Below are 19,789 nucleotides of genomic sequence, written 5' to 3' on the forward strand. Positions count from 1 at the left end.
TCCCGCTTCCTCCTCCATAGTGACCTCATCCGGCCGCTCCATGGGGCGATCGGCCGCGCACACCGCTCCTTGGGGCGATCAGTCGCTGTACTCCGGCGACGGCGGCCCCGATATGCCCGGCAGGTCGGCCTGCAGCCACGTGCGGTACGCCCGCATCCAGGGGCTGTCCGGGCCCCCGTCGCCCCGGTAGTCCTCCAGGACCTTGTTGACCCGCCGCACCAGATCCGTGTCGTCCTTGTTCATCGCCACGCCGTACGGCTCGTCCGTGAACGGCCTGCCCTTCAGCTCCACCGCCGGATCCTGCGCCGCCTGCGCCGCGGCCAGCGCATTGTCCGTGACCACCGCATCCGCCTCACCCAGCTGCAGCCGCACCAGACAGTCGAGTTGATTGGGCACCGTCAGCACCTTCGCACCGTGCCGCTGCGCCGACAGCTCGCTCTCGCCCGTCGAACCCGCCGCCGTGCACACCCGCTTGCCCCGCAGGGAATCGTCGAACGCCCTGACCTTCGACGCCTTCGGGGCCAGCACCTGCTGCCCCGCCTGGAAATACGCCGTGGAGAACGCCACCTGTTCCTTCCGCGCACAGTTGATCGTCATCGTCCGCACCACCATGTCGACCGTGCGCCTCTGCAGCGCCGGAATCCGCTGACTGGTCGGCACCGCCTTGAAGACCACCTTGGGGTGCGGACCCAGGATGTCCTCGGCGACCGCCCGCGCCAGAGCGATGTCGAAGCCCTCCAGCTTGCCGGTCACCGGATCGCGGTACCCCCACCGGTAGGTGTTCTGGTCCACCCCGACGACCAACTGGCCCTTCTCCTTGATCCGCGACACCGCCGCACCGTCGTCCGGCGACGGCCGCAGACTCTCCGCGGCGTTCTGCGCCGTGCACTTCGCGACGGCCGGCGCGGCCCCCGGCCCGTACGCCCGGTGCGTCACCGCCGGCGGCGACGCACCCTCACGACCGGCCCCGCCCTCCCCGGCGCCACCGCCCAGCGCCGGCACCAGCACCGCCGCGGCCGCCGCCATCACACACATCCCCGCCGTGACCGGCGCCAGGACGGCACGCAGATTCCTCAGCCCTCGCGCGCGCATCCTCATGTCCCCCTCACCAGGCTCCCTCACCGGTACTCCGCCAGCCTGCGCCCGATCCCCAGCACCGCGCCCACCGCCGCCAGCCCCGCCAGCACCCCGGCCCCCACCGGCAGCCCGCCCAGCGCCGCCCGCCCGCCGTCCGCCGCCGACCGGAACTCCGCCTGCTCATGCACCAGCGCCCGCTGCAGCCCGGCGGCCACCCGGTCGAAGGACTCCCCGGTGGACCCCTTCGCGCCGATCACCCCGTCCAGCGCCCGGTCGTAATCACCCCGGTCGTCCGCCGCCCGCGCCTGCGCATGCCGCACCTGCCACTGCCGGACCTGCGTCAGCGCCGCCCGCACCGGACGCCGCCCCGCCTCGTCGTCCGCCAGCGCCAGCGCCGCCCCCAGCCTGCTCCCCGCCGGCGCCGCACCGTGCTCACCCGCACCCACCAGATCCGTCATCCCCGAGCGGAAACCGGCCTCGTAGAAATCCTGCCGGCTGCCGGTCAGCACCGCGCCCCGCGCCACCAGCGTCAGATTCTCGTCCCCGCGCGCCCGCAGCGCATCGATCCGCGCCTCGTTGAGCACCCGCAGCGACCGCGCCCCGTGCTCATACGACCCGGTCATCCCCCCACGTGCCACCGCATGCCCCGCCACCAGCCACATCAACACCGCCACGGACGCGGCCGTCGCGGCCAACAGGCCCCGGTTGAACACCCGGTTGGTCCGCCGGTAGTGCCGCCGCTGCGCCCACCCCAGCGCGCCGAGCGCCACCACCCCGGCCGCCAGCGCCCACCACGGCCACGCCTTCGCCGTGGCGTAGTCGGCGGCCAGCCGGTCCGTCTCCGCGTCGTACAACGCCCGTGCGGCCGGGAGAAGTTCCTTCCGCATCTGCTCATGCGCATAGCGCAGATACGCACCGCCCAGCGGCAGCCCCTGCCGGTTGTTGGCCCGCGCCGTCTCCACCAGCCCCGTATAGCGCGGCAGCCCGCCGTTGAGCTTCGCGATCTGCGCGCCCGCCCCGTCCGAACCCGCGCTGTTCGACGACGCCTTGACCAGCAGCGCGGACGCCGTCGCGATATCGGCGGTATACCGGTCACGCGTCGCCCGGCTCTCCTCGCCACCGGCCAGAAAGCCCGCCGCGGCGGTCGTGTCGGCGTCCGCCAGCGAACGGTAGATGCTCGCCGCGTCCGCGGTCAGCGGCTGGCTGTGCTCCACCACATCGTCCGCGGCCGCCGCCCGGTCCGACACCTGCCAGGCCGTCACCGCACCGAACAGCACGACCAGCAGCGCCAGTACGGCACCGATCACCCGCAGCCGGCCAGGCTCCGTCACCGCCGCGGCCCGCAGCTCGTCCAGCCCCTCGGCCCAGGCCGTCCGGCGCTCCGCGGCGGGCGGTGACACGCGGCTGGTCGACACGGAACCTCCCCCTGGGGCGCTGACGGCGGGACCGGCCCCCGCGCACAGCGCCCGGGAGCGCTCACGAGAAGGACTGGTGCATGGGCAGCAGTATGTCCGCAGCCACTGACCCCCACACCGCTATTGCCCCGATCTTGTTCGGATCGCGATCCACGGACGGGCCCGCCGCACCACCGCGCTCCGCATTACAGTGGGCGGAGAGTCATCAGACATCAGGTGACACCGGGCCCCGGATGTCGCGCCGAAGGGGGAGTGATCTCGTGCAGTCGGTCCGCAAGGGCAGGGTGTCGCTCGTGGAGACCGCGACCGACGAGATCCGCGGCCAGATCGTGAACGGCACCTGGCCGGTGGGCAGCCGCATCCCGCCCGAGAGCGCACTCTCCGAAACCCTCGGGGTCAGCCGCGCCTCGGTCCGCGAAGCCGTCCGCTCCCTGGTGCACTCCGGCCTCCTGGAGCCCCGGCAGGGCGACGGTACGTTCGTGATCTCCGACGACGACAGCGCGGTCGCCCTCCGCCGCCGCCTCGAACGCGCCGAGCTCAGCCATGTCACCCAGATCCGCCAGGGCCTCGACGTGGTCGCCGCCCGCCAGGCCGCCAAACACCGCACGGACGCCCAACTCGCGGGCATCGAGGCCGCACTGGCCCGCCGCAAGGCCGCCCTCGCCGCGCACGACAGTGAGGCGTTCACCGCCGCCGACGCCGCGTTCCACGTCCTGGTCGCCGAGGCGAGCGACAACCCCGTCCTGGCCGACATCTACCGCTCCCTCAGCGCCGCCCTGCGCGAGGAACTCCGCCGCGCCGCCTGCCTGGACACCGCCACCGCGGCCCCCGCCGACCCGCACTCCCGCCTCACCGACGCCATCCGCGCCCAGGACCCCCAGGCCGCCGTGGACGCGGCCGTCCTCCTCCTGGCCGGCCACGTACGGGACCTCGCCCTCCCGCTGGACGACTGACCCCGGCCCGCATCCCGCGCGCGCCCGCCTCCCCACGCCCCCCACTTCACTCCCACGCGCCGCTGCCCCACCCACCCACCTCCGACTACGCTGAGTGACGAAGCTCGATCCCCGTCCCAGCAACAGGCACGGCCCCACCCGCGCCCGACGAATCGGAGGCAACGCCATGCGCCGGATCAAAAAACTCCTGGGCCCCCTCGCCGCCGCCCTGGCCACCGGCGGCCCCGCCGCGCACCAACCCCCGCTGGCCAGAGGTTTCCTGACCATCGGCGGCACGACATACATCGACCCCCACGGCAGCTACCCCCTCGCCCACCACCTGGACGGCTCCGCGACCCTCATCATCAACGACACCGACCACTACCTCACCATCGTCACAGAGCGCGACTGTTGCGACCCGCCCAGACCCACGCCCCGCCACGCCCCCGCACCGGCCCACACCCCCGGCCGGGACCTCGTCCTGGCCCCCGGCGAGCGCGCGGAGACCTGGCGGGGGGACAGCGTGCGGGTGGGGTGAGGTGCCTCCCCCCTCAGCCCCCGCCCCCTCTCCAAGCCCTCCTCACCCGCCCATAAGCCCCCGCCTTCGCCCCCGCCCGGTCCAAGGTGTCGAGGGCCGCGCCCAGTACCGGCGGGGCGGTCACCACATGCGGGACCGCCTTGGGGGCGCGGTCCGCGAGGAGGGGGGTGAGCTGGTCGTGGAGGAGGGGGTGGCGGGCGGCCAGTACGCCGCCGCCCAGGACGACGGGGGTGGGTTCGCCGAGGAGGCCGAGGCGTTCCAGGGCGACGCCGGCCAGCAGAACGATCTCCTCCGCCTGGCGGGTCACGAGGGCGCGGGCGAGCCGGTCGCCGGAGGCCGCGACGGCGAAGAGGACGGGAGGCAGTTCGTGGCGGCGGTGGTCGGGGATGTTGCGCAGATGGAGTGCCTCGATCAGTTCCCGCATGGTGGTCAGGCCGAAGTGGGCGGGCAGCGCGCGGGCCAGCTCGGTCGGTGCGCCGCGGCCGTCCTCGGCGCGGGCCGCGCACCACAGCGCCTCGTCGGCGAGGCACGAACCGCCGCCCCAGTCACCGGAGATCCGGCCGATGGACGGGAAGCGGGCGGTGGCACCGTCGCGTCCGAGGCCGGCGCAGTTGATGCCGGCCCCGCACACCACGGCGACGCCCACCGGCTCCCCGTCGTCCGGCAGTCCGGCCCGCAGCAGGGCGAAGGTGTCATTGCGGACGGTCACCGTGCGCGCCCACCCCCGGCCCGCGATCTCGGCGGTCAGTCGCGCCTCCTCGACGGGGAGGTCGGCGTTGGCGAGAAACGCGGAGAGCTGGTCGACGGGGCCGGCCGCCGCTCCGGCCTGCGCCAGGACGGATTCCACCAGCGGCGCCAGGACGTCGACCGCCCGCCCGGCGCCCACTGCCGGCGGCCGGAAGCCGCCGCCCCGGGCCGTCGCGAGCACGCTGCCGTCCGCCGTCACCAGCGCCACATCGGTCTTGCTGTTGCCCGCGTCGAGGGCGAGCGCCGTGCCGGTCAGGCCCACGTGAGGTGCTCCCGGTTGTGCGCGATCAGCGCGTCGGTGAGCCGGTCCGCGTGGTCGAGCTGGCCGATGAGGGGGTGGGCGAGGAGGGCGGAGAAGACGGCGCTGCGCCCGTCGGCCCGGGCGGTGGTGCGGCCGTTGCTGCCCAGCAGTGCCGCCTCCAGGGCGAGCTGTTCGTAGGCGGTGACATGGGCGATCAGCCCGGCGTACTGCGGTTCCAGGGGGCGCACGGGGAGGGGTGCGGCGCCCGTCGCGTCCACGGTCGCGGGGACCTCGATCACCGCGTCGTCGGGGAGGAAGGGGAGAGCGCCGTCGTTGCGGGCGTTGACGACCTGGACGTCGCCGGTGTCGCCCAGCAGCGACGAGGTCAGCGCCACCGCCGCCTCCGAGTAGAAGGCCCCGCCGCGCCGGGACAGCAGCTCCGGCTTCTCGTCGAGCGCCGGATCGCCGTACAGGGTGAGCAGCTGCCGCTCGATGGCGGCGACCTCCGCGGCGCGGGACGGTTTGCTGCACAACTCCCGTACGACCGCGTCGTGTTGGTAGTAGTAGCGCAGATAGTAGGAGGGGACGGCACCGAGGTGGTCGAGGAGGGCGCGGGGCATCCGCAGTGTGCCGGCGAGGGCGTCGCCGTGTGCCGCCAGCAGCTCGGGGAGGACGTCCTCGCCCGCAACGCGTACGGACCGCTCCCAGGTGAGGTGGTTGAGGCCGATGTGCTCCAGCGCGACCTGCTCGGGGGCGACGCCCAGCAGAGCGGCGAAGGTGCGCTGGAAGCCGATGGCGACGTTGCAGAGTCCGACGGCCCGGTGGCCGTGGGCGAGCAGGGCCCGGGTGACGATGCCGACGGGGTTGGTGAAGTCGACGATCCACGCGGCGGGGTTGCGGCGGCGTACCCGTTCGGCGATGTCGAGGACGACGGGGACGGTGCGCAGCGCCTTGGCGAGGCCGCCGGCGCCGGTGGTTTCCTGGCCGACGCAGCCGCACTCCAGCGGCCAGGTCTCGTCCTGGTTGCGGGCGGCCTGGCCGCCGATGCGCAGTTGCAGCAGCACGGCGTCGGCGCCGTCGGTACCGGCGTCCAGGTCGCCGGTCCAGGAGATCCGGCCCGGGTGCCCCTGTCGGGCGAAGATGCGCCGGGCCAGCCTGCCGACCAGCTCCAGTCGCTCCGAGTCCGGGTCGATGAGGACGAGTTCGTCCAGCGGCAGCAGGTCACGCAGCCGCGCGAAGCCGTCGATGAGTTCGGGGGTGTAGGTGGAGCCGCCGCCGACCACGGCGAGCTTGATGCGGGGGCGCGGGGTGCGTTCCTGGGGAGACGGCATGCTGGATCAGCCCTTCACTCCGGTGAGCGTGGCGCCTTCGACGAAGGCCTTCGGAACGAGCAGCCCGGCGCCGGCCGGCACTGCGGACAGCCGGACGGGTATGCGCGGAAGCGACATGGCGGACTTCCCTCCCGGCGTGGGGAGTTGGGGTTGGGGCAGTGGCGCTGGTCTTCCTTGACGCGGTCGGCGGTCGGCGGTCGGCGGTCGGCGGTCGGCGTTGGGGTGGTTGTTGGCTCGGCTGTGGCAGCTGTGGCAGCTGTGGCAGTCAAGGCAGCTGTGGCAGTCAAGGCAGCTGTGGCAGCCATGGCAGCCGTGGCAGCCATGGCAGCCGTGACAGCCGGGGTAGTCGGGGCAGCCATGGCAGCCACGGCGCCGTGCCCCGTGCCGTCCGTCACCCGGTGTGGAAGACCGCATCGCGCGCATCGGCGAGCGCCGTCCGCAGTGCGCCGAGGAGGATCGGATTGCCGTCCATCCGGCTGAGGCGCAAGACGGGGCGGGGCAGTGCGAGCCCGGTGCATTCCTCTTCGACCAGGGCGCGCAGCGCCTCCCCGCCGGCCTGGGCGACCTCGCCGGAGAGCACGATCAGCTGTGGGTCGACGACCGCCACCACGGCGGCGAGCCCGGTCGCCAGCCGCCGTGCGACCTCGGCCCGCACCGCGTCGTGCGCCAGCGCTTCGGTGACCGTACGGACGTCAGGGACCCCGTATTCCCGGGCCAGTTCGATGACGCTCGACGAGCCGACCAGCCGCTGGAAGCCGCCACCGGCGTCCGCCCGGGCGGCGCTGCGTTCGCCGCCCCGGGCCAGCGGGGCGCCGGGCAGCGGCATATAGCCGATCTCACCCGCGCCGCCGGTCGCGCCGCGCAGTAGCCGGCCGCCCAGCACGAGGGCGGCGCCGACCCCTTTGTCCGCCCACACGAGCACGAAGTCGTCGAAGTCCTGGGCGGCCCCGTCGTGCTGCTCGGCGACCGCCGCCAGATTCACATCGTTCTCGACGGTGACCGGCGTGCCCAGCACCTCGGCCAGCTCGTCCTTCAGCGCCCGCGAGTGCCGGTCCGGCAGATGGGGTGCGTAGCGCAGCCGCCCGGTCTGCGGGTCCAGTGCGCCGGGCGTGCCGATCACCGCCCCGTGCAGCTGCCCGCGCCCCATCCCGGCCTTGGCAAGCGCCCCGTCGACGGCCTGCGCGACCAGCTGCGCGGTCCGGTTCGGTGCGCCCTCGGCGATTGCGTCGGTCCCGACCCGTTCCTCGCCGAGCACCTGCCCGGTGATGTCGGCGACCGCGGCGGTGATCCCCAGCTGATCGACGGCCAGCGCGGCGAGATGCGCGGCCGTCGGATTGATCTCGTACAGCTGCGCCTGGGGCCCCGGCCGTCCGGTCACATTGCCGGTGGTCCGCACCAGCCCCGCGGCCTCCAGCCGGGCCAGCAGTTGCGAGGCGGTGGGCTTTGACAGCCCGGTCAGCTCCCCGATCCGGGTACGGGTCAGCGGGCCCTGCGACACCAGCAGATCCAGCGCGGCCCGGTCGTTCATGGCCCGCAGCACCCGCGGCGTCCCGGGGATTCGCTGCACCGACCGCCCACCGGCCATGACCGTCACCCCGTTCACCACCGTCACCCCGTTCACCGGCGGCCGGGACGACTGGCGAGAATCTGTTAGGAAACTCTCCCATCGATGGAAGGGAAAGTAGGCCGTGGGCAGGGCGGCGTCAATGGGCCGAGCGGGGGGAGCAGTTCAAGGGGGCCGGGGCGAAAGAGCCGATGGCCACTCGGAACGGCAAGGACTCACTCACCGTACGAAGCCGGAACGCCAAAGCACCTCACTCACCGTACGAAGCGGGATCGCCAAGCACCTCACTCACCGTACGAAGCGGGATCGCCAAGCACCTCACTCACCGTACGAAGTGGGATCGCCAAGCACCTCACCCACCGCACGCAGCCGGAACGGCAAGAACTCACCCACCGTACGAAGCAGGGGCGCACCGGCGCTCGGTCGGTACGCCCCTCCGTTGCGGGAGCCGTCAGGCCGTTGCCGCCGGCCTACTTCCCCAGCTTGGACGGCGATGCGATCGGGTTCGTCGCCAGGGACTGGGGGGACAGCGGGTTGTTGAGGGCCGAGGGGGCGGCCATGCCGGCGGCGGGGTCGGTGGCCTCCGCCGCCTGGTCACCGGGGAGCGGGCGGGGGGCCAGATGGACGCCGGCGGCGTCCAGGGCGTGCTTGATGCGCCAGCGCAGTTCGCGCTCCACACCGAGGGCCTTGCCGGGCATGGTCTTGGCCGAGACGCTGATGGTGACCGTGTCCAGGTGCACCTCGCTCAGGCCGAGGACCTCCACCGGCTCCCACAGCTGCTCGTTCCAGGGCTCGGCCTTGGACATCTCCTGGCCGGCGGTGGTGATGGTGTCGCGGGCCCGCTGCAGGTCCTGGTTGGCGGCGATCATCACATCGACGGCGGCCGTGGACCAGCCCTGGCTGAGGTTGCCGATCCGCTTGACCTCGCCGTTGCGGATGTACCAGATCGCGCCGTTGGCGCCGCGCAGCTTGGTGACCCGCAGGCCGACCTCGATGACCGTGCCGGAGGCGACCCCGGCGTCGATCTCGTCGCCGACGCCGTACTGGTCCTCCAGGATCATGAAGACGCCGGAGAGGAAGTCGGTGACGAGGTTGCGGGCGCCGAAACCGATGGCGACACCGGCCACACCGGCGCTCGCCAGCAGCGGTGCCAGGTTGATCTTCAGGACGGAGAGCACCGTCAGGGCGGCCGTGCCCATGATCACGAAGGAGGCGACGCTGCGCAGCACCGAGCCGATGGCCTCGGAGCGCTGCCGGCGTCTCTCGGCGTTGACGAGCAGTCCGCCCAGCGCGGTGCCCTGGGCGGCGGCCGCGGTGCGGTTCATCCGCTCGATGAGCTTGGTGAGGGTGCGGCGGATCACATGCCGCAGCACCACCGCGATCACGATGATGAGCAAGATCTGCAGGCCGGACGTGAGCCACGTCCCCCAGTTCTCCTGCACCCAGCCGGCGGCGCTGGTGGCCCTCTCCGTGGCGTCGTCGAGGGACGTCGGGCCGGATGAGCCGGGTGTGGCGGCGCTCAGGTGCGCGGCAGCGACCGGCGAAGCGGACCAGAACACAGTCGAACCTTCCGTGTGGGACAGCAGACCCGGGCCTCGGTGGGACCCCAGGGACCGGGCAGACCAACCACACTAACGGGGCAATGAGAACGGTCCGCGCTCTTGTTCGAACAGGCAGGTTTTGCGCGGGCCGGAAAGAGCGGGATCCGGACAGCGGTGCCGAGGGTGTGGTGGAAAACACCTCCGGCCCGTTACTCGGTCATGGTGGCGCTCCGACCAGGCAGCGGGGGACACTGTGGGGAGATCGTCCCGGCGCGAGCCACGCGCCGCCGGCGTACAAGGAGGCACCCGTGCCGCATGTCCTGGTCCTCAACGCGTCGTACGAGCCGCTCGGCGTCGTACCGCTCCGCCGTGCGCTCATCCTCGTCCTCAATGAGAAGGCCGTGAGCCTTGAGGAGTCCGGCGCCCTGATGCACAGCGCGACCCATGTCATCCCCGCTCCGAGCGTGGTCCGCTTGAAGCGGTTTGTGCGGGTGCCCTTTCGAGGCCCCGTGCCCCTGACCCGCCGGGCGCTGTTCGCCCGTGACGGCGGGCGCTGTATGTACTGCGGTGGCGTCGCAACCAGCGTCGACCACGTCATCCCGCGCAGCCGCGGAGGTCAGCACACCTGGGAGAACGTCGTCGCCGCCTGCCGGCGCTGCAATCACGTCAAGGCCGACCGCCATGTCGCCGAGATCGGCTGGCGGCTCCGCCATCAGCCCGCCCCGCCGTCAGGACTGGCGTGGCGGATCATCGGTACGGGCCATCGTGACCCGCGCTGGCTGCCGTATTTGCAGCCGTACGGCGCGGATGACGCCCTGGCCCGGATCGACGCCGTATCGGCGTAGGTCCGGGTTTTTCCGTCCGGGGGCCGTGGGGGGCCGCGCCGTGTGCGCGGCTTCCGACGGCCCCCGGACGACGTTCAGCGGCGGTCCTTGCCGTCCGGCTCCGTCACCGCATACGCCTCCACCGACCACAGTGAGTAGCCGAAGCGGGTGGCCCGCTTGTCGCCCTGGATGCGGACGAACCGCGCGTCCTTGGCGTCCATCCTGACGGACTCCCGGCCGCCCTTGCCGTCCCGGACCGTGGCCGCCGTGCGCCAGGTGCGGCCGTCCGGTGAGACCTGGACGCGGTAGCCGGTGGCGTAGGCGTCCTGCCAGTTCAGGACGAGCCGGCCGAGGCGGGTGGGGTGGGCCAGGGCGAACTGCAGCCAGGCGCCGTCCTCGGCGGTGGACGACCAGCGGGTCCCGGGATTGCCGTCGGTGGCCGCCGACGCCGGGAACTCGGGGGTCTCGTCCCCGGAGGAGGTGGCGACGGTGCCGCGCGCCAGGTCCTTGTCGCCGGTGCGCGGATAGGTCCGCACCGTCAGCGTCTGCTCCGCACCGCCGAAGGCCACCGGGATCTCGTACGTCCCGGAGGGGGCGCCTTCGGGGACGTCGACCGTGATGCGGACCGTGGCGGTGCCGCCACGCGGTGCGGTGACCTCCTCCGGGGCATGCACGGTGAACCCCTTGGGGGCCTTGACCTTCAGCTTCTCGCGGATGTCGCCGGGGCGGCGGGAGAAGATCAGGGCGTCCACCGTCGCACTGCCGCCGTTCTGTGCGTCCGCCTCCTTGCGGGACAGTTCGAGCCCGGCCGGCGGGGTGTCCTCGAACCAGGGGGTCAGCGCCTTCACGGACGGGGCCTTCGTGCCGTTCGCCCAGGTCAGCCGTACCGCGTCGGCGCGCAGTCGCGGCGTTCGGGACTCCGTCCAGCCGGTGGCGGAGAGCCGGCCGAGGCGGCGCCAGCCCTCTCCGGGGACATGCGCCTCCAGGGACACGCCGCCCGCGGCGGGGCCCGGCGCGGTCAGCGCGGTGACCGCCGCCAGCCGGCGGGCCCGCTCGAAGGGCACGGTCAGGGACGCCGGGCCGGTGTCCTCGGTGGGCCGGGGCGTCTCGTGGCGGGCGCCGGTCCAGGCGTCGGCCTCGGTCATCGCCCGCTCCAGGAACGGTGCGAGCACCCCCTTGCCGACCGTCGCCGGGCTGTGCCCGATCTCCTTGCGCAGCCGCTGCGCCGTGCGCTGGGCGGACCAGGCGGTGTCGCCGTCGCCGTGGGCCTGCGCCATCAGCGTGTCCACGGCGTGCACACCGGCGCTGCCGTAGCGGGCCAACTGCTCGGCCCAGGGGCGGATTTCGGCGGCCAGATCCGCATGCAGGTTGCCGGGTGCGCTGCTCATGGTCCGGAACGCGTTCCGCAGCGTCCGGGCCGCCTTGGCGAGGGCAACGTCCCTGCCGGGCCGGCCGTGGTTGGTCGCCGCCTCGCGGGCCGCCCAGAAGCGGTTGATCAGCACCCGCAGATACCCCGACTCGGTCCGGTCCAGCACCGAGGAGGAGTCGTTGCCGGCCAGCGCCCGCAGCGCGGCACGGGCCCGCGGATCGCGGCCCGCCAGATCGTCGACGGCCGCCTCCCAGGACTCCGCGGGGCGGTAGGCGCGGGGGTTCCACGCATAGTCGGCGGCCGTGAACAGCGGGATACGGGAGGCCAGCGGCTGCTCCATGGCGTTGGCGAGCAGCGCCGAGGAGCCGGTGGCGACGGCCGGTTCACGGCCCCGGTAGGGGCCGAGGAAGATCCGGTCCTGGGCGTAGTCGTTGACCGGGTAGTTGTCCATGGTCACCAGCGGGTGGCCGAACGCCTGGCGGGCGGTGGACAGTTCCCCGCCGGTGATGGTCCGCGGGACCACACCGACCCCGGTCCAGGCCACCTCGACCCGGTCGCCGAGCGCATCGGAGAGCGCGCTGCGGTACGTCGTCGAGCCGTCCTGGTAGTACTCGGTCGGCATCAGCGACAGCGGCGCGGCCTCCGGATGGCGCTCCGCCAGGTGCGCGGCGAGGGCGTTGGCGACCCGGGCCTGGGCCCTGGCCGCGGCCTGCGGGCCGGCGCCGAAGGTGTCCTCGTCGGCGCCGCAGTGCCATTCGCTGTAGCTGACGTCCTGGAACTGCAGCTGGAAGGAGCGCACACCCAGCGCCCACATCGCCTCCACCTTGCGCCGCAGCGCCCGCAGATCGTCCTCGGACGAGTAGCACAGCGCCTGGCCGGGGGAGAGAGCCCAGCCCAGCGTGACGTGGTTGGCGCGGGCCCGCTCGGCCAGCGCCCGGAAGCCGGCGCGCTCCGCGGCCGGGTAGGGGTCGCGCCACCGGGCCTGGCGGTACGGGTCGTCGCCGGGCGCGTACAGATAGTGGTTCTGCTTGGTGCGCCCCATGAAGTCCAGCTGGGCGAGCCGCTGCGGCCGGCTCCACGGCTGCCCGAAGAACCCTTCGGTGGTGCCGCGCACGGCCGTACCGGGCCAGTCCCGTACGGCCACCGAGGCCAGCTGGCGCCTGCCGCCCGCCCCCTCGGTGACCAGCTGCCGCAGTGTCTGCGCGGCGTGGAAGAGACCGTCCGGGCCGACCCCGTCCAGGGCGACCGTGTCCCGGCCCGCGATCTGGCCCACCGCCAGCCGGTAGCCGCCGGAGGGCAGGTCCCCGCGGGCCGGTGCCCGCAGCGCCCGCAGGGCGTCCGCGGCCTGCGCGCCGCCGGCCCGGATCACCGGCCCGGCCGCGGGCAGCCGGTCGCCGGGCGCCAGCATCCGGACGGTGTGCACCCCGGCGTCGCGCAGCAGCCCGCGCAGCACGTCCAGCGTGTACGGATCGGTGTCCGGCGCCGCCACCAGCGCCGCCTCGCCGGAGAGGGGGACGGCCGTGCCGAGCTCCTGCATCGACTGGGGGCGCGGCCAGACGGCGGGCGGGTGCCCCGCCCCCGTCGGCCGGTCCGGCTGGTCGGGCGTGCCGATCGCGGGTTCCGCGGGCGCGGCCTGGGCGCCGGGCGCCCCGCCGAGCATGCCGGTGATGACCGCGGCGGCCAGTGCGGTGGTCCCCGCCACCCGCGCGCGGGCACCCGCCCCGCTTCCCCTGCCGCCCCTACCGATTTTTCCGACGCTCCATACGCCCCGGCCTCGCACGGCTGCTCCTCGTCCCCGTCCATCGCTTACCGGTCTGCACCGGCGCCCCGTTTTCCCCGCCGATGCCCGTTCGGACAGACCTTCGGCCGTGAGCCCACCATTGTGGCGGTGAGGGTGTCAACCGGGCCATGGCGGGGTCCTGGACGGCGGTGTAAGGACGGGTACGTCCGGTGTCGAGGGCGGGGTCCGCGGAGGGTCGCAGGTCCGCAGAACTTTCGTCGCGAGGCCCGCTTTCTGCGCGTTCTCTGCGCCTGTGGGAGTTCACCGCAGTGAAATCGCCTGCGTGAGGCATAATGTGATGTGGGTCACGTTTCGTGAGCAGATGCGTCTGCGAACGTGTCGAGTGGGTAGGGCCCACGTGTCCCAATACCGATGAACGGGAGGCCCTCGTGGCCGCATCCGCTCAACTGCTCCTCGACGCTCTGTCCTCCAAACCGGGAGGTGCGACGATGGAGCCCGATCTCTTCGACGGGGTGTCCGACCCCGATTCCGGCCTGGACGGCTCCGGCTCCTACAGCTTCGTCGAGCCGCCACTGACCAGCGAGCCCCCGCTCGCCGATGCCGCACCACTGACCAGTGAGGTCCCGATCGCCGCCGAGCTGCCGCTGACCAGCGAGCCGACGGCCGCGGGCATGGGCACGGAGTCCATGGAGGTCTGAGGACCCATGGGCCGCGCGCGGCTCGCCCGGCTGCACGGCGTCGCCACGTCGTATGCACCTTCGCCGGGCAGAAGCGTCCAGACCGCCGACGACACCGTTGTCGCCGTGCTCGCCGCACTCGGGGTCGACGCCTCGACCCCGCTCGCCGTACGCACCGCCCTGGCCGCGTACGAGGACGGCGCGGGCCGTGCCCTGCTTCCCCGCACCGTCGTCGCCCGGCCGGACCGGCCACCCGACCTCACGGGTCTCCCCGAAGGCACCGTCCTCCGGGTCGAGACCGAAGGCGGGGGGACGGCGGACCTGGGGGCGCCCGATCCCGTGGCGCTCACCCGGCTGCCCCTGGGCGTCCATGTGCTGCAGGCCCGGGCCCCCGGTGGCCGGACCGCCCGCGCCCCGCTGATCGTCGCGCCCGACCGGGTGCCCGCACCGCCGGCCCGCAGCCACGGCTTTCTGGTGCAGCTCTACTCGCTGCTGTCCCGGCGGTCCTGGGGCATGGGCGACCTCGGGGACCTCGCCGATCTCGCCGCCTGGTCCGGGCGTGCCCTGGGCGCCGGCTTCGTCCAGCTCAACCCGCTGCATGCGGCCGTCCCGGGACCGCCCACCGATCCGTCGCCGTACCGGCCCTCCTCGCGCCGCTTCCCCGACCCGGTCCATCTGCGGATCGAACACATCCCGGAGTACGCCCACCTCGCCGGCGCCGCGCGCTTACGGGCCGACGAGCTGGCCGCCCGCGCCGATGCGCTCCGTTCCGAGGTGCTCGAACGGGGCGCGCTGATCGACCGGGACGCGGTCTGGGCGCTCAAGCGGGAGGCGCTGGAGCTGCTGTGCGCGGTCCCGCTCAGTCCGGGCCGGCGGGCCGCGTACTGCGACTTCCTCGCCGAGGAGGGCCAGGCGCTGGAGGACCACGCCACCTGGTGCGCGATCGCCGAGCGGCACGGCCCGGACTGGCGTGGCTGGCCCGCCGGGCTGCGCGATCCACGGTCCCCGGGCACCGTCCGGCTGCGGCACCGGCTGCTGGACCGGATCGACTTCCACTGCCGGCTGGCCTGGCTCACCGACCAGCAGCTGGCCGCCGCGCAACGGGCCGCGCGGGACGCCGGGATGGCCATCGGGCTGGTGCACGACCTCGCCGTCGGCGTCCATCCCTCCGGCGCCGACACCTGGGCGCAGCAGGACGCCTTCGCCGCCGGAATGTCCATCGGGGCGCCACCGGACGCCTTCAACGCCCGCGGCCAGGACTGGGGCCTGCCGCCCTGGCGCCCCGACGCGCTGGCCGCCGCGGGCTACGCCCCCTACCGGGAGCTGCTGCGCGGACTGCTGCGGCACGCCGGTGCGCTGCGGATCGACCATGTGATGGGGCTGTTCCGGCTGTGGTGGGTCCCGGAGGGCCGGCCGCCGACGGAGGGCGCCTATGTCCGCTACGACGGTGAGGCGATGCTCTCCGTGCTGGCCCTGGAGGCGCAGCGGGCCGGCGCCGCGGTGATCGGCGAGGACCTGGGCACCGTCGAGCCGGGCGTCCGCGATGCCCTCGCCGCCCGGGGCGTGCTGGGGACGTCGGTGCTGTGGTTCGAACGGGACTACGGGGGCGGGGAGCGGGGCTGCGGAGGCGGGGAGCGGGACGCGGAGGACGGGGCGGCGCGGACGGACACGGTGGAAGCCGTGGACAGGGCCGACGGCCCCGGCGCGGCCCTGGCGCCGGAGGCCGCGGCCGAGGGCGACGCGGCGGGCGAGGGGGAGGTGTTCGGCCAGGCCGACGTGATCGGCGAGGCCGACGTGGCGCGGGAGGCCGACGTGGCGCGGGACGCCGCCCCCGGGTCCGGCGCCGTGGCCCGCATCCTGGCGCCCGGCGAATGGCGCAGCGCCTGTCTCGCCACCGTCACCACCCACGATCTGCCGACCACCGCGGCCCGGCTGACCGGTGCGGACGTCGCGCTGCGCGAACGGCTCGGGCTGCTGGCCGGCCCGCCGGAGTGGGAACGGTCCCGCGCCACCTATGAACTCGCCGAGTGGATGGGGGAGTTGGTGCGGCGCGGGCTACTGCCCGAGGGGCAGGGCGACGAGGAGGCGGCGGTCAAGGCCGTGCACCGCTTTCTGCTGCGCACCCCGGCGCGGATGGTCGGCGTCTGGCTGCCCGACGCGGTGGGGGACCGGCGCCCGCAGAACCTCCCCGGGACATGGGATGAATACCCGAACTGGCGCCTGCCGATCGCCGGCCCCGACGGCCGCCCGCACACCCTGGAAGAGCTGGCCGCCTCACCCCGACTGCACGCGTTGATGCGGGAGTTGTCGGACCGGAGCTGCTAGGGCCTGTCTTCGAAGTCCCTAGGTGTGCTGTCCGGGGAGGTTGGTGACGCGGCTGGCCGGGGCGTGGCCGCAGGCGCGCCCCGGCGCCGGTCGCCGCACACCCCCTTCCGGTGCGACGCACCGTCCGGCACCATGCCGTGGACACCATCCAGACATCCGACCACTGGCCAAGCGTGGTCGGCGAGTTGGAGGGAACCATGGCACTTCGCCGCACCCGGCGGACGCTGTGCGCGCTCGCACTCACCGCGGCCGCCGCGCTCGCTCCCGTCCAGAGCTCCCTGGCCCAGTCGTCGCCGACCGCGCCCGCCGGCCCCTGCGACCGGCCCGTGCGCCCCGCCTCCCAGATGGCCGTCGAACCCTGCGACACCCCCGCCCGGATCATCGACAAGGCCGCCCATATCGTCCCCACCAAGGGCCAACTCGCCTGGCAGCAAAGGGAGGTCACTGCCTTCACGCACTTCGGTATGAACACCTTCACGGGCCGTGAATGGGGCTCCGGCGCCGAGGACGAGAAGCTGTTCAGGCCCTCCCGTATCGACGTCGACCAGTGGATGCGCGCGTACAAGGCGGCCGGCGCCGAGCAGGTGATGCTGACCGCCAAGCACCACGACGGCTTTGTGCTCTACCCGAGCCGCTACACCCCGCACTCCGTCGCGGCCGTCCCCGGCCGCCCCGATGTCGTGGGCGCGTACGTCCGGGCCGCCCGCAGGGCGGGGCTGAAGGTCGGCATCTACCTCTCGCCCTCCGACGGCGCCGAACTCCCGCACGCCTGGCACGCGCGGTGGGTCGAGGAGATCCGCAGGAAGCAGCAGGAGGGCATCCCGCTCAGCCTGCCCGAGCGGGTCGCCCTGGAGGACGGCGACCGGGCGCCCCGCGGCCTGGGCCGTTTCGGCAACGGCAGCGAGGTCACCGAGCGCACCGTCCCCACCCTCGTCCCCGGCGACGACCGCACCGCCGCGGTCCGCAGCGGCGCCCTGCCCACCTTCCGCGTCCGGGCCGACGACTACGACGCCTACTACCTCAACCAGGTCTACGAACTGTTCACCCGCTACGGCCCGCTCGACGAGCTGTGGCTGGACGGCGCGAACCCCTGGTCGGACGCCGGGATCACGCAGCAGTACCACGTCGCCGAGTGGTTCCGGATGATCCACCGGCTCTCCCCGGACACCGTCGTCTTCGCCGGGCCGCAGGGTGCCCGCTGGGTCGGCAACGAGAATGGCATCGCCCGCGAGACGGAATGGAGCGTCACCCCCTCCGCCGACGACCCCTGGACCGTGATGGCCGGCGGACTGCCGAACGACTCCACCGACCCCGACATCGGCTCCCGCGCCAAGCTCCTCGCGCCCACCACCAAGTACCTCCAGTGGTACCCGGCCGAGGCCGATGTCTCGTTGCGCCCCGGCTGGTTCCACCACCCCGGCGAACGCCCCAAGACGCCGGAGCGGCTCATGGACCTGTACGAGAAGAGCGTGGGTCGCAACGCCTCACTGCTGCTGAACGTCCCGCCCGCCAAGGACGGCCGGATCGCCGCTGAGGACGTCGCCGCGCTCACCGCCTTCGGGGCCGCCGTACGCGCGACCTACGGCACGGATCTGCGGACGGCCGGACCCGGGCCCTGGACCTTCGACCGGATCGGGATCGCTGAGGACATCCGGCACGGCCAGCGGGTCGAGCGGTTCACCGTCCGGGCGCGGACCGGCGGCACCTGGACGACGCTCGCGCGCGGCACCACCATCGGGCACCGGCGGATCCTTACGCTGCCGCGGCCGGTGACCGCGGACGCCGTACGGATCACCGTCGAGGAGTCCCGCGGGCCGGTCCGGGTGGCGCCGGTGACGCTGTACCGCAGCCGGGCCGCGGGCGGCTGAACCCGCGGCAACGGCGGGACCGGCCGTTGTGCCACCCCGGGCGCGCGGGGCGCCAGGGCGTCCGATACGTTGACTTCGTGAGCAACAAGGTCAATAAGAATGTCCTGCGCGCCGGAACCATCACGGCCGGCACCGCGCTGATGCTGCTGATGTCGTCCCCCGCGTTTGCGCTCACCCGCGACGATGGTGACGACCCGGGTCCGGGTCTGAGCGTGATCGAGACGCTCGGCCTCTTCGTCGCTTTGCCTATCGTTCTCTTCCTGGTCATCGCCGGGCTGGTCATGGTGGGCGACAAGCCCCGCAAGCCGGCCGGCTCCAAGGGCTGACACCGGGCACCAGTGACGCCTCAAGGGCGCCCATCGGTTACAAGAACCGATGGGCGCCCTTTGTCGTACCCGGATATTTCCGCAGGTGAAAAAGGGGTTGCGAGGCGGCTATCGCGCGATTTTCGGCCGGTTTGCGCGAGGGCTGTGTTTAACCGGCCCTAACCTACGATGACGTAACCTACGGGTCCGTAGGTCAAACCTACGGACCCGTAGGTCATCGTCCCCAGGAGTTCCCCCGTGACCATCGCCCCCGCCCGCCATAACGGAGAGCTCGGCCAGGCCGCCTGGAGCGACGCCCAGCTGCTCTATGCGCTCGAAGAGGTCGTCGAGAAGGAACTCAACCGCCATCTGAAGATCGCCAAGGAATGGATGCCCCACGAGTACGTGCCGTGGAGCGACGGGCGCAACTTCCCCGGGCCGCTGGACGGCGAGGCCTGGGACCCCGAGCAGTCCAAGGTCAGCGACATCGGCCGGATCGCCCTGGTGGTCAACCTCCTCACCGAGGACAACCTCCCCAGCTACCACCACGAGATCGCCACCCTCTTCGGCCGGGACGGCGCCTGGGGCACCTGGGTGCACCGCTGGACCGCCGAGGAGGGCCGGCACGGCATCGTGATGCGCGACTACCTGCTCACCAGCCGGGCCGTCGACCCGGACGAGCTGGAGCGGTTCCGCATGGCCCACATGTCGGAGGGCTTCGAGTCCGACAACGCGCACAGCATGCTGCACTCGGTGGCGTACGTCGCCTTCCAGGAGCTGGCCACCCGTATCTCGCACCGCAACACCGGCCACCACTCCGGTGACCCGGTCTGCGACCGGATGCTGGCCCGGATCGCCACCGACGAGAACCTCCACATGGTCTTCTACCGCAACCTCCTCGGTGCGGCCTTCGAGATGGCCCCCGACCAGACGATGTGCGCGGTGCGTGACGTCGTCACCGGCTTCCGGATGCCCGGCCACGGGATGCCCGGCTTCGAGCGGTCCGCCGCCCGGATGGCCATCGGCGGGATCTACAACATGCGGATCCACCACGACGATGTGCTGCAGCCGGTGCTGCGCTATCTGAAGGTGCTGGAGATCGGCGGCCTGGGTCCGGCCGGGCTGGCGGCGCAGGAGGAGCTGGGCCTGTTCATGGACGGCCTGGACGCCCAGGCCCGGAAGTTCGACGAGCGCCAGGCGGCCATCCTCGCCCGCCGTGAGGCCAACCGCCGCTGAACCGGCCGGCCGCTCCGCGTCACCGCCTTCGACGGCGGTGGCCGGGGCGGCGGGGTGC

General features: G+C 73.3%; 15 protein-coding genes. 8 read left to right on the forward strand and 7 right to left on the reverse strand.

Translation table 11 applies throughout. The annotated features are described in order from the left end of the window. Positions 1-78: 78 nt before the first annotated feature. Both AB0C46_RS31560 and AB0C46_RS31565 read right to left on the reverse strand, forming a co-directional pair. Positions 79-1,092, reverse strand: coding sequence for a glutamate ABC transporter substrate-binding protein (locus tag AB0C46_RS31560; protein WP_362832080.1), 1,014 nt, complete (start codon positions 1,090-1,092; stop codon positions 79-81). Positions 1,093-1,118: 26 nt separating this feature from the next. Beyond that, complete coding sequence (locus AB0C46_RS31565; protein ID WP_362832019.1) at positions 1,119-2,492, reverse strand: hypothetical protein; 1,374 nt, start codon at positions 2,490-2,492, stop codon at positions 1,119-1,121. Positions 2,493-2,752: 260 nt separating this feature from the next. Here AB0C46_RS31565 and AB0C46_RS31570 point away from each other — a divergent pair, with 260 nt between their 5' ends. Both AB0C46_RS31570 and AB0C46_RS31575 read left to right on the forward strand, forming a co-directional pair. Beyond that, the gene (locus AB0C46_RS31570) at positions 2,753-3,445 is read left to right on the forward strand and encodes a FadR/GntR family transcriptional regulator (RefSeq protein WP_362832020.1); all 693 of its coding nucleotides are present in this window, start codon (positions 2,753-2,755) and stop codon (positions 3,443-3,445) included. A 166-nt stretch (positions 3,446-3,611) separates the two neighbouring features. After that, positions 3,612-3,962, forward strand: coding sequence for a hypothetical protein (locus AB0C46_RS31575; protein ID WP_362832021.1), 351 nt, complete (start codon positions 3,612-3,614; stop codon positions 3,960-3,962). Positions 3,963-3,975: 13 nt separating this feature from the next. Here AB0C46_RS31575 and AB0C46_RS31580 read toward each other — a convergent pair whose 3' ends face one another. The 4 genes from AB0C46_RS31580 to AB0C46_RS31595 all read right to left on the reverse strand — a co-directional run bounded on the left by AB0C46_RS31580 (position 3,976) and on the right by AB0C46_RS31595 (position 9,404). Beyond that, positions 3,976-4,971 (reverse strand): BadF/BadG/BcrA/BcrD ATPase family protein, encoded by a 996-nt coding sequence (locus AB0C46_RS31580; RefSeq protein WP_362832023.1) that lies wholly within the window; start codon positions 4,969-4,971, stop codon positions 3,976-3,978. Then, complete coding sequence (locus tag AB0C46_RS31585) at positions 4,962-6,245, reverse strand: 6-phospho-beta-glucosidase (RefSeq protein ID WP_362832081.1); 1,284 nt, start codon at positions 6,243-6,245, stop codon at positions 4,962-4,964. Before AB0C46_RS31585 ends, AB0C46_RS31580 begins: the two co-directional genes overlap by 10 nt. Positions 6,246-6,672: 427 nt before the next feature. Next, positions 6,673-7,809: an ROK family transcriptional regulator gene (locus AB0C46_RS31590; protein WP_362832083.1), complete on the reverse strand. Its 1,137-nt coding sequence runs from the start codon at positions 7,807-7,809 to the stop codon at positions 6,673-6,675. A gap of 506 nt (positions 7,810-8,315) precedes the next feature. Then, complete coding sequence (locus tag AB0C46_RS31595; RefSeq protein WP_362832025.1) at positions 8,316-9,404, reverse strand: mechanosensitive ion channel family protein; 1,089 nt, start codon at positions 9,402-9,404, stop codon at positions 8,316-8,318. A 290-nt stretch (positions 9,405-9,694) separates the two neighbouring features. Between AB0C46_RS31595 and AB0C46_RS31600 the strand changes: the two genes are divergently transcribed. Then, entirely contained in the window at positions 9,695-10,231 is a 537-nt protein-coding gene (locus tag AB0C46_RS31600; protein ID WP_006605595.1) for an HNH endonuclease, read from the forward strand. Between the two features lie 74 nt (positions 10,232-10,305). On the opposite strand, the gene AB0C46_RS31605 is transcribed toward AB0C46_RS31600, so the two are convergent. After that, complete coding sequence (locus AB0C46_RS31605; protein WP_362832027.1) at positions 10,306-13,281, reverse strand: beta-N-acetylglucosaminidase domain-containing protein; 2,976 nt, start codon at positions 13,279-13,281, stop codon at positions 10,306-10,308. A 467-nt stretch (positions 13,282-13,748) separates the two neighbouring features. Here AB0C46_RS31605 and AB0C46_RS31610 point away from each other — a divergent pair, with 467 nt between their 5' ends. The 5 genes from AB0C46_RS31610 to AB0C46_RS31630 all read left to right on the forward strand — a co-directional run bounded on the left by AB0C46_RS31610 (position 13,749) and on the right by AB0C46_RS31630 (position 19,731). Continuing rightward, positions 13,749-14,018 carry a hypothetical protein gene (locus tag AB0C46_RS31610; RefSeq protein ID WP_042154838.1) on the forward strand — a complete coding sequence of 90 codons (270 nt, stop codon included), beginning with the start codon at positions 13,749-13,751 and terminating at the stop codon, positions 14,016-14,018. A 6-nt stretch (positions 14,019-14,024) separates the two neighbouring features. Beyond that, on the forward strand, positions 14,025-16,322 hold the full coding sequence (gene malQ / locus AB0C46_RS31615; RefSeq protein WP_362832029.1) for a 4-alpha-glucanotransferase: 2,298 nt from the start codon (positions 14,025-14,027) through the stop codon (positions 16,320-16,322). Between the two features lie 197 nt (positions 16,323-16,519). Further along, a complete protein-coding gene (locus tag AB0C46_RS31620) occupies positions 16,520-18,190 on the forward strand; it encodes an alpha-L-fucosidase (RefSeq protein WP_362832084.1) in 1,671 nt (556 codons plus the stop codon). 77 nt (positions 18,191-18,267) lie between these two features. Beyond that, positions 18,268-18,516 carry a hypothetical protein gene (locus AB0C46_RS31625; protein ID WP_362832031.1) on the forward strand — a complete coding sequence of 83 codons (249 nt, stop codon included), beginning with the start codon at positions 18,268-18,270 and terminating at the stop codon, positions 18,514-18,516. A 237-nt stretch (positions 18,517-18,753) separates the two neighbouring features. After that, positions 18,754-19,731, forward strand: coding sequence for an acyl-ACP desaturase (locus AB0C46_RS31630; RefSeq protein WP_362832033.1), 978 nt, complete (start codon positions 18,754-18,756; stop codon positions 19,729-19,731). Positions 19,732-19,789: the final 58 nt, after the last annotated feature.

It is taken from the genome of Streptomyces sp. NPDC048637, assembly GCF_040650675.1.
GTDB lineage: Bacteria > Actinomycetota > Actinomycetes > Streptomycetales > Streptomycetaceae > Streptomyces.

Coding starts and splice junctions, on each gene's coding strand:
- AB0C46_RS31560 (WP_362832080.1), bottom strand. CDS start 1,092: ATGCGCGCGCGAGGGCTGAGGAATCTGCGTGCCGTCCTGGCGCCGGTC.
- AB0C46_RS31575 (WP_362832021.1), top strand. CDS start 3,612: ATGCGCCGGATCAAAAAACTCCTGGGCCCCCTCGCCGCCGCCCTGGCC.
- AB0C46_RS31590 (WP_362832083.1), bottom strand. CDS start 7,809: ATGAACGACCGGGCCGCGCTGGATCTGCTGGTGTCGCAGGGCCCGCTG.
- malQ (WP_362832029.1), top strand. CDS start 14,025: ATGGGCCGCGCGCGGCTCGCCCGGCTGCACGGCGTCGCCACGTCGTAT.
- AB0C46_RS31620 (WP_362832084.1), top strand. CDS start 16,520: ATGGCACTTCGCCGCACCCGGCGGACGCTGTGCGCGCTCGCACTCACC.